This window comes from Mesorhizobium sp. M5C.F.Ca.ET.164.01.1.1, from assembly GCF_004792125.1.
In the GTDB taxonomy this organism is placed as follows: Bacteria; Pseudomonadota; Alphaproteobacteria; order Rhizobiales; family Rhizobiaceae; genus Mesorhizobium; species Mesorhizobium wenxiniae.
This window is the reverse complement of record NZ_SRTG01000137.1, coordinates 1-414: the sequence shown is the minus strand read 5'-3', so window position 1 is coordinate 414 and position 414 is coordinate 1. Positions and strand designations below refer to the sequence as shown.

Here is a 414-nt window from a genome sequence, read left to right as displayed (position 1 = left end):
GAGAAGCCGGCGCCGGCTAAGACGGCGATGGCGGCAAGCGTCGACGCCAGGCGGGCCGCGCGCACGGCGGCGCCGAAGGCAACGGAGGGAGCGCAACGGTTCGGCGCCGGCCCGGCGCGGTGGAATTCCAGCCTGGCGGCGTGGATCAGGCGGCACACGCGCTATCCGAGCGCGGCCCGGTCGAGGCGGGCAGAAGGCAACCCGAACGTGACTTTCACGGTCGATTCCTCCGGCCGGGTGGTCTCCGCCCGGCTGGCGCGGTCTTCCGGCGACGCCGACCTCGACCGCGCGGCGCTCGGCGCGCTGCAAGGCGCCTCGGTGCCGGCCCCGCCCCCCGAACTCGGCGCCCGCGTCACCCGCACCGCGCCGTTTGTTTTCAGTCTGCGGAACTAAAGCGTGGAGACTTGTCCCCGC

General features: G+C 74.2%; 1 protein-coding gene. It reads left to right on the top strand.

Going from position 1 to position 414, the window contains the following annotated elements; all coding sequences use genetic code 11:
* The coding region (locus EN807_RS32800) for an energy transducer TonB (protein ID WP_135937953.1) at positions 1-393 on the top strand (393 nt) is incomplete at its 5' end.
* Positions 394-414: the final 21 nt, after the last annotated feature.